The 835-nt window shown below is 58.0% G+C and carries 1 protein-coding gene; it reads right to left on the reverse strand.

Going from position 1 to position 835, the window contains the following annotated elements:
- The coding region (locus ACFQPB_RS23855) for a DUF4268 domain-containing protein (RefSeq protein ID WP_382228933.1) at positions 1-813 on the reverse strand (813 nt) is incomplete at its 3' end.
- Positions 814-835 lie beyond the last annotated feature (22 nt).

Below are 835 nucleotides of genomic sequence, written 5' to 3' on the forward strand. Positions count from 1 at the left end.
CTTCAGTTGCTTGATGTGAGGCTGCAAAGCTGCGGTCAGGGCGTTCATGGCAGCAACTTGACGGGACTGAATGTCAGGCCATTCGGATTCTTCTGAACGGTAGCCACCCGGAACCTTGACCCTGATTCGACATGCCCGTTTATCCTCCAGTCGTTCCCAGGCTATTTGGAATGGAACGACTGCGTTGACTTGGTCTTTGGCTGAAGACAGTTGGTCAAAGATGCGCTCGTTTTCAAGCTCTGCATCTTTTCCCCTATCGATGTACAGCTCAGCACCGCAATCATCCTGGGTGATGGTGTAGTTCAGGTTCACGCCACGCACCCCAGAGCTGGTGCCGATCCACGAATAAGTGCTCGGCGTGATGTGCGCGTGCAGCATGGCGTCGGGCCGCGCAATCAGCATCGTCCACCATGCGTGACGGATGTCGTGTCGCTCAGAAAGCTCTTTTCGCTGGATACGGAGCTTTCGGGTTTCCTTGGTCTGTTCGCGCAGCTTCACCTCGTAGTCAGCTGCCTCTGGCAACGGAATGATCTGCGTGGCGTCCACCAGCACCTTATCGCCCATTTTGTAGGGGCGCAGGCGAATACACCGGAGGTCCAGTCCGCGCTTGTTCAGCCACATGACAGATGTGGTGATCTCCGACGAAAAGTCGGCCGACACCAGCACAATGCGCACCTCGTCCACCAGTTCGGTCTCTTCGATGGACTCCACGTTCAGAAACTCGGCCACCGCGTTGCGCGCCTTTACCTCGGACTCGGCCGGGTCGCCACCCAGGTACTTGGCGTGGGCTGCCACCGCCTGGTCCAGCGTCATGCTCGACACCATGGCCGCGTAG

The sequence above is a fragment of the Hydrogenophaga atypica genome, assembly GCF_042665215.1.
Taxonomy (GTDB): domain Bacteria; phylum Pseudomonadota; class Gammaproteobacteria; order Burkholderiales; family Burkholderiaceae_C; genus Hydrogenophaga; species Hydrogenophaga defluvii_A.